The 8,543-nt window shown below is 43.6% G+C and carries 6 protein-coding genes and 1 rRNA gene; 3 read left to right on the top strand and 4 right to left on the bottom strand.

Features of this window, described 5'->3' with window-relative positions; translation table 11 throughout:
• The 4 genes from HRQ85_RS20605 to rluD all read right to left on the bottom strand — a co-directional run.
• Window positions 1-336, bottom strand: a 16S ribosomal RNA gene (locus HRQ85_RS20605); the annotation flags it as partial.
• Window positions 337-900: 564 nt separating this feature from the next.
• On the bottom strand, window positions 901-3,474 hold the full coding sequence (gene clpB, locus HRQ85_RS20600; RefSeq protein WP_048606842.1) for an ATP-dependent chaperone ClpB: 2,574 nt from the start codon (window positions 3,472-3,474) through the stop codon (window positions 901-903).
• A 142-nt stretch (window positions 3,475-3,616) separates the two neighbouring features.
• Window positions 3,617-4,357: a peptidoglycan editing factor PgeF gene (pgeF, locus tag HRQ85_RS20595; protein WP_172380483.1), complete on the bottom strand. Its 741-nt coding sequence runs from the start codon at window positions 4,355-4,357 to the stop codon at window positions 3,617-3,619.
• A 2-nt stretch (window positions 4,358-4,359) separates the two neighbouring features.
• Complete coding sequence (rluD, locus tag HRQ85_RS20590; RefSeq protein ID WP_017056156.1) at window positions 4,360-5,334, bottom strand: 23S rRNA pseudouridine(1911/1915/1917) synthase RluD; 975 nt, start codon at window positions 5,332-5,334, stop codon at window positions 4,360-4,362.
• Between the two features lie 137 nt (window positions 5,335-5,471).
• On the opposite strand from rluD, the gene HRQ85_RS20585 reads away from it, so the two are divergent.
• From HRQ85_RS20585 to hpf, 3 genes are all read left to right on the top strand, one after another.
• Window positions 5,472-6,200 (top strand): outer membrane protein assembly factor BamD, encoded by a 729-nt coding sequence (locus HRQ85_RS20585; protein WP_048606835.1) that lies wholly within the window; start codon window positions 5,472-5,474, stop codon window positions 6,198-6,200.
• A gap of 140 nt (window positions 6,201-6,340) precedes the next feature.
• Entirely contained in the window at window positions 6,341-7,765 is a 1,425-nt protein-coding gene (locus HRQ85_RS20580; protein ID WP_332017469.1) for a lytic transglycosylase F, read from the top strand.
• Window positions 7,766-8,205: 440 nt separating this feature from the next.
• Window positions 8,206-8,541, top strand: a complete 336-nt coding sequence (gene hpf, locus HRQ85_RS20575) for a ribosome hibernation-promoting factor, HPF/YfiA family (protein WP_004735034.1) — start codon at window positions 8,206-8,208, stop codon at window positions 8,539-8,541.
• Window positions 8,542-8,543: the final 2 nt, after the last annotated feature.

Here is an 8,543-nt window from a genome sequence, read left to right as displayed (position 1 = left end):
CTCAGTTCCAGTGTGGCTGATCATCCTCTCAGACCAGCTAGGGATCGTCGCCTTGGTGAGCCATTACCTCACCAACTAGCTAATCCCACCTAGGCATATCTTGACGCGAGAGGCCCGAAGGTCCCCCTCTTTGGCCCGTAGGCATTATGCGGTATTAGCCATCGTTTCCAATGGTTATCCCCCACATCAAGGCAATTTCCTAGGCATTACTCACCCGTCCGCCGCTCGACGCCCATTAACGCACCCGAAGGATTGTTAGTGTCGTTTCCGCTCGACTTGCATGTGTTAGGCCTGCCGCCAGCGTTCAATCTGAGCCATGATCAAACTCTTCAATTTAAGATTTTGTGACTCAACGAATACTGACTTCAAAACTACTATGTAATTTTAAAGCTATTACCATTCCAACAGAATGATAATGAATTGACTGTGCCAAATAACCGAAGTTATTTGTATTGGTCACTCAGTTCATTGAAATCAATTTTGATTCCGAGGAATCTGTTTTATCTAACGATAAAACGTTTTGATATTCATCAACGAGTGCCCACACAGATTGATAGGTTTAAATTGTTAAAGAGCTTTACTTGTTGAGCGTTCCTTTTAGTAAGGAGCCTCTCGAAGTGGACGGCCATTCTAGCGGATTGGATTCCAGTGTCAAACACTTTTTCCAGCTAATTTTTCAAAGCATCTTAAATGCTTATCACCGTCTTGTTACTCAGTTCAAACCGCTTGGTTATCCTTGGCAACGGAGGCGCATTATAGAGAGAATAATCCTTTGCACAAGGCTAAAAACGAAAAAAAGCCGCCACCGGCGACCGTTCGAACACTATTCACACAAAGCGTTCAAAATAGGTACGATTAAGCCTTAATTTCGGCCAATCGTACCTACCGTTCTTACTTCAACTATTGGTGAGCAATAATGCGGTCATTGTTTACTAATAGCTGTACTTTCTTATCTGGATTAATTTTTCCTGCCAATATCGCTTTCGCTAACGGGTTCTCGACACTTTGTTGAATCGCTCTTTTCAAAGGTCTCGCGCCATATACTGGATCAAAACCAACTTGAGAAATCAACTTGAGTGCTTTATCCGAGACTTCAAGCTCATAACCATTGTCTTCCATGCGCTTCTTAAGGTGCTCAAGCTGAATAGCGGCTATCGACTGAATGTGCTCTTGACCCAATGGATGGAACACCACGCTTTCATCAACTCGGTTCAAAAACTCAGGACGGAAATGTTTACCTACCACTTCCATCACTTCATTCTTTATTCCTTGGTAGTCGAGCGTATTGAAGTTCTCTTGAATTCTCGAAGAGCCAAGGTTGGATGTCATGATCACTACCGTGTTTCTAAAATCGACTGTACGACCTTGTCCATCGGTTAAGCGTCCATCATCAAGCACCTGCAATAAGATATTGAAAACATCCGGATGCGCTTTCTCTACTTCATCTAGCAAAATCACCGAGTAAGGCTTACGACGTACTGCTTCTGTTAAGTAGCCACCTTCTTCATATCCAACGTAACCCGGAGGAGCACCAACTAAGCGAGCAACAGAGTGTTTCTCCATAAATTCAGACATGTCGATACGCACCATTGCATCGTCACTATCAAACATGAAGTTCGCGAGTGTTTTACACAACTCGGTTTTACCAACGCCGGTTGGGCCAAGGAATAAGAAAGAGCCAATCGGCTTGTTCGGATCAGATAAACCTGCACGGCTACGACGAATCGCATTCGATACCACTTCGACTGCTTCCGCTTGGCCAATAACGCGCTTATGCAGAACACCTTCCATTTTAAGAAGCTTCTCTTTCTCAGCTTCTAGCATTTTAGAAACAGGGATGCCTGTTTGCTTCGATAACACGTCTGCAATTTCTGCATCCGTGACCTTATTACGCAGCAGTGTCATTTCTTGCATTTCAGCTTGAGTCGCAAGATCTAACTGCTTCTCTAATTCTGGGATTCGACCGTATTGCAATTCAGACATTCGGTTAAGATCACCAGCACGTCTCGCAAAATCCATATCCATACGAGCCTGTTCTAGCTCTGACTTGATGTGTTGCGTGCCTGAAAGCGCGGCTTTCTCTGCATTCCACACTTCTTCAAGCTCTGCGAAATCTCGTTCTTTGTCAGAAAGCTCTTCTTGTAATGTTCGAAGACGTTTTTCACTGGCTTCATCATTTTCATTGGTAAGAGCTTGCTGCTCGATCTTCAATTGAATGATCTTACGCTCGAGCTTATCTAGCGACTCAGGTTTTGAGTCGATCTGCATACGGATACTCGAAGCAGCTTCATCAATCAGATCAATCGCCTTATCTGGCAACTGACGGTCAGAAACGTATCGATGAGATAATGTTGCCGCTGCGACGATTGCTGGGTCAGTAATTTCTACATGATGATGAAGTTCATAGCGCTCTTTCAAACCGCGGAGAATTGCGACCGTGTCTTCCACGGTTGGCTCATCGACTATCACTTTTTGGAATCGACGCTCTAACGCAGGATCTTTCTCTATATACTGGCGATATTCATCGAGTGTGGTTGCGCCTACACAGTGAAGTTCACCACGAGCCAATGCTGGTTTTAGCATATTACCCGCATCCATAGAGCCTTCGCCTTTACCCGCACCTACCATGGTGTGAATTTCATCGATGAAGAGAATGATGTTGCCCTCTTCTTTCGACAATTCGTTAAGAACTGATTTTAAACGTTCTTCAAATTCACCACGATATTTAGCGCCGGCAATCAAAGAGCCCATATCTAACGAAAGGACACGTCGGCCTCTCAAACCTTCAGGTACTTCATTATTGATAATACGCTGCGCTAAACCTTCGACAATTGCTGTTTTACCAACACCTGGTTCACCGATAATGACGGGGTTGTTCTTAGTGCGGCGTTGAAGTACTTGGATCGTGCGACGGATTTCGTCGTCTCGGCCAATTACCGGATCCAGCTTGCCTTGCTCTGCTCTTTCGGTCAGATCAATGGTGAACTTCTCTAGTGCTTGGCGTCTGTCTTCCGCATTCGGGTCATCGACCTTCTGACCACCGCGAACTTGTTCAATAGCTTGAGATAATTTTTGCTCAGTAAGACCTAGTTCTTTAAGTAGGTTTCCTAAAGGACCTTTGTCTTCAATAGCAGCAAGTAGGAATACTTCTGAAGATATGTAACTGTCTTGACGCTTTTGCGCGACCTTGTCACATAGGTTAAACAGCGTTCCCATCGCATTCGATAGCTGAACGTCACCACCGATGCCACTTACTTTAGGCACTCGATCTAATATTTCGCTCAATTTAGAACGCAATTGAACCACATCAATATTCAGCATGGTGAGCAATGGACGAATTGCACTACCATCTTGATTAAGCAAAGACACCATTAGGTGTACAGGTTCTATATATTGGTGATCACGACCTAATGCGAGCGACTGAGCATCAGATATCGCAATTTGGAATTTACTAGTGAATCGATCGAGACGCATGCCAACCTTCCTACTCTTAGATATGTTTATCTTATGCTTAGAAGATGGATACGGTAACTGGGATTTTCAAGGGATAAGAATGAAGAATAGAGCTGATATAAAAATATAAATGAACTGGATGACTAGTTGCACTAGCTAAAGGTTACTCTAACCAAATAAAAGTAGCTTGGCGCCCAGTAATACCATCACGACGATAAGAATAGAACGCATCCGCATCAGCGAAGGTACACAGATTGGAGTCTATCACAGAAGTGACACCAACTTTGTTCAGTCGTTGCGTTGCAAGCTGAGACATATTCGCTAGCCATTTGCCCGGTTCAGCTTTGGCTTCAAATGCGAGCTTAGCTTGAGGGTCAAAACTAACGAAAGCTTCCAACACATCATCGCCTACTTCAAAGGCTTGTTTGCCTATTGCAGGACCAAGCCAAGCAATGAGCTTATTCTCTGAATCTAGGTTTGAAAACTTTGCGACGGCATTTTCAAGAATTCCACCAGCAAGACCACGCCAACCAGCATGAACTGCAGCAACTTGAGTGCCTTTGGTATCAGTAAGAATTACAGGTAAGCAATCGGCTGTCATCGCAGAACAAACAACACCTTTAGCTGTGGTAAATGCACCGTCAGCATCAAGAATATCTGCCGTAGGGTGTAAAACCGTAACGACATCTGTTGAGTGAGTTTGATTTAGCCATACCGGATCTGCAGGCATATTAGCGTGTTGCTTGAGCCAGGCTCTGTTGTTTTCAACAAGCGAAGTATCATCCCCAACATGCGTACCTAGGTTTAATCCTTGATACGCACCAGTAGAAAAACCATCAAAACGTGTCGAAGCAAATGCTTTCACGTTATTTGGTGCATTCCAGTTAGGGATGATCATCGACATAGTTAAATGTCGTCTTCCAAGTTTTCGCGAGCATCAACACGTAACGCTTCAGCCATCACAACCATGTCATTTGGCACAGGAGCGTGGAACTCAACTTCTTCACCAGTAATTGGGTGAACAAATTTAAGCATAACTGCGTGCAGTGCTTGGCGGTCAAAAGAACGAATCATAGTCGTTAGTTCTTCAGATGCACCTTTTGGAATACGAGCACGGCCACCGTATGCAACGTCACCTAGCAGCGGGTGCTGAAGGTATGACATGTGAACACGGATTTGGTGAGTACGACCCGTTTCTAGACGTAGACGAATACGAGTATGTTCGCGGAAGTGCTCAGCAACACGGTAGTGAGTTACCGCTGGCTTTCCTAATTCATTTACGTCCATTAGAGTACGCTTAGTTGCGTGACGGCTAATGCCTTTCTCTACCACACCACCAGCGGTCATTTTGCCAATTGCAATTGCTTCATATTCACGAGTAATACGACGCTTAGCAAGAGCACGCACAAGACGAGTTTGAGCTGGAACCGTTTTAGCCACAACCATAAGACCTGTTGTGTCTTTATCAAGACGGTGCACAATACCTGCACGAGGCACTTCTGCAATCTGTGGGTAATGGAAAAGCAATGCGTTTAGTATGGTTCCATCCGGTGTGCCTGCGCCTGGGTGTACAACCAGATCGCGAGGCTTATTGATAACCAATAAGTCATCATCTTCGTAGACAATGTCTAGAGGAATATCTTGTGCTTCCCAGCGCTCTTCATCTGCAAGTTCAGCTTGCAAGATGATCTCTTCACCGCCCAAAACCTTAACGCGTGGCTTAGTAATAACTTCGCCATCCACTTGGATTTTGCCGTCAAGAAGCCACTCTTTAATGCGAGAGCGAGAAAAATCGGTAAATAGTTCAGCGACAGCTTGGTCTAAACGTTGACCTAACTGGCTGCTTTTTACTGTGTCTGTTAATGTGATCTGCTGAGCCATATCGAACTTTTTTAAAAACCGTGAGACTAATACCCATTAGTATGGATAAAATAGAATAATTGCATCATTGTATCTGTTACTGGTTAGAAAGTAACGGAAGCTTACGAAATATTTAATTCAAGGAATCGACGCCTGACATGAAACACCTTACTTTATCGGGTCTATTAGCCGTATCACTCTTGGTTGGTTGTTCAAGTAGTGAAGAGATAGTGCCAGATGTACCACCATCGGTTCTCTACTCTGACGCTCAAGAATCACTGCAGAGCGGTAGCTGGCTTTCAGCAATAGAAAAGCTAGAAGCCCTAGATTCACGTTACCCATTCGGCGCCTATTCTGAGCAAGTACAGCTCGATCTGATTTACGCTTACTACAAAAATGATGACTTGGCACTTGGCCTCGCTACCATCTCACGTTTCCTACGTTTGAACCCAACGCATGAGAAACAAGACTGGGTTCTTTACATGCGCGGCTTAACGCACATGGCGCAAGACCGAAACTTCATGCACGATATTTTTAATATCGACCGTAGTGACCGAGACCCAGAACCAGTGAAGCTAGCGTTTGCTGATTTCAAACGACTGTTAGAACGTTTCCCTGCAAGCCCATACGCTGAAGATGCACAAAAACGCATGTTCGCACTGAAAAACCGCCTAGCGGAGTATGACTTAGCAACGGCTGATTTCTACCTACGCCGCGAAGCTTGGATTGCTGCGATCAACAGAACGCAAGAGCTGCAAAAAACTTACCCAGACACCATTGCTGCGCGTAAGTCTTTAGATATCCAGCTAAAAGCTTATCAACAACTCGGCCTAGATGACGCTGTGTTAAGAACAGAAAAGTTGATTGAGTTAAACCCACTACCTTAATCAAACTTCTTACATCTCAATCCAAAAAGCGCGCTAATTTACTAGCGCGCTTTTTTTTATCTACATATCGCAAACTTGATGGATCGCATAATACACGGTATCTTCAAAAGATAACTTTTAACAAAACATCAACATGGAGTGTGGATGTGAGTAGGTTGTTATTATTTATCTGGATATCGCTATTTAGCCAATTATCCTACGCATTAGAACTGTCCCCGTTAAGCAACAAGCCTTACATGGGTGACTTAGATGTGCTCAAAACCAAAGGGACGGTTAGAGTGCTCGTGTCTGCTGATCTTGGTTTTTATTATATCGAGGATGGAAAACCAAAAGGCATCGTGGCTGAAATGCTCTACCACTTTGAGAAGAGCCTTCGTAAGAAGCATCCCTACCTTAATGTGCAAATTATCCCAGTGCAGCGAGATGATCTACTTCCCTCATTAGAATCTGGTTATGGCGACGTCGCTGTCGCGAACCTGACGATCACCGACAAGCGATTGCGAATCATCGATTTTTCCGACCCAATGATTAAAGATGGAAAAGAACTGATTATCACAGGAAAGAATTCAGCCCCTATCACCGAAATCAAGCAACTGAGCGGTAAAGAGGTTTGGATCCGTGCAAGTTCGAGTTACTTCGAGAGTGTACAAAGAGTCAATAAAGAACTGAATGAATTAGACTTACCACCGCTGCATGTCCACTTTATTGAGGAGTCATTACAAGACTACGAGCTGATAGAGTTGGTCAACCAAGGCTATATACAAGGCACAATCCTAGATAGCCATAAAGCAAAGTTATGGACTGACGTAATGGAAAACATTCAGGTCCATCACGATTTACCCTTACGTGAAAATGGCCAAATAGCGTGGGCATTAAGGAAAAACAGCCCTCAACTAAAAAAAGAGATCAACAAATACGTCAAGACGGCACGAACAGGTACCCTACTTGGAAATGTTATCTATCAGAAGTACATCGACAACACTCGCTGGTTAGGTAGAGCGCTCAACCCAAATAAAATAGACCGAGTGGCTAAGCTGTCAGATGTTTTTGAAAAATATTCGAGTCAATACGAATTCGACCCTTTGATGATGTCTGCACAAGGTTTCCAAGAGTCAGGACTGGATCAAAGCCGGGTTTCTCACCGTGGAGCTATTGGTGTGATGCAGGTATTGCCAAGTACCGCCAAAGACAAAAACGTCAACATCAAAAACATACATAAGGTGGATAACAACATCCATGCGGGCGTGAAATACATGCGTTTCATTAAGGACAGGTATTTTGACGACCCTGCCATTACGCCAGATAACCAAATCTATTTCACTTTGGCTTCTTACAACGCTGGTCCTGCTAAGATTAGAAAGATGAGGCGCATTGCCAAGCAGAAAGGTTACAACCCAAACATCTGGTTTAAAAACGTAGAAATCATCACTCGTAAATACGTGAGCAAAGAACCGGTGACCTACGTCGCCAACATCAACCGTTACTTTGTAATCTATAAGCAGTTACAAGCTATCAATGCTATCCGAGAAAATGGGACAGCCAGACTACTAAAAACCAACGATTAGTTTGTCTTCAACCCTAAGAGCCAGGGGAGCTAAGGCACTAAGGCACTAAGGCACTAGGGCAAATTAAAAACACAAAAGCCGCATAAGAAAACTTATGCGGCTTTTGCTTATCAAATTCAGAGAAAGCTTATATAGCGATATATATCACGAGATCTACATCACAAAACACTATTGAGTAAATTTCAATCAAACACTTTCAATAAGCTGTAAGACGCCCCTAAAAACTGGTTTAATTTTTAGCGAAGCCTTGCCTCCAAGTTATCGTTTTTCATAGAGATAACAAGCATTTTTCGCCAAAAAGATACTAAGACTTGCGTGAGATCACATTTGATTTTAATGCTTATCCCACCCAATCAAAACAAGATCTAGATCACATTCTTTATTCCTAAAAGTCGTAATCTGAAGTTAACCCATGAGGGATACAACAGAGGAAAACTTCTATGAAAATGAACATCACTGGTAAAAACATCGACATTACCTCTGCAATCCGTGATCACATAGAAAGCAAATTTAAAAAGCTGGATAAATGGCAAGTAGACATCATTGGCTGCCAAGCGAGCTTTAGCGAAGAACCAAACAAGAAGAAAAAATTTGAAGCGGTTCTAACCGTACCAAAAGGCCAACTTGTTGCTTCATCAATCCATGACGACCTCTACGTAGCTATCAACGAAGTAGAACAAAAACTAGAGCGTCAACTCAACAAGCTACGCCATAAACCTGAAGCGCGCCGCGCTGAAAAGCCTGAAATCGAAGAGCTAGAAGCTGAAGTAGAATAAGG

Origin of the sequence: Vibrio sp. Vb339, assembly GCF_902751245.1 — a bacterium.
Lineage (GTDB): Bacteria > Pseudomonadota > Gammaproteobacteria > Enterobacterales > Vibrionaceae > Vibrio > Vibrio coralliirubri.
The sequence above is the reverse complement of the archived record's forward strand: the minus strand, read 5'-3'. Positions and strand labels throughout refer to the sequence as shown.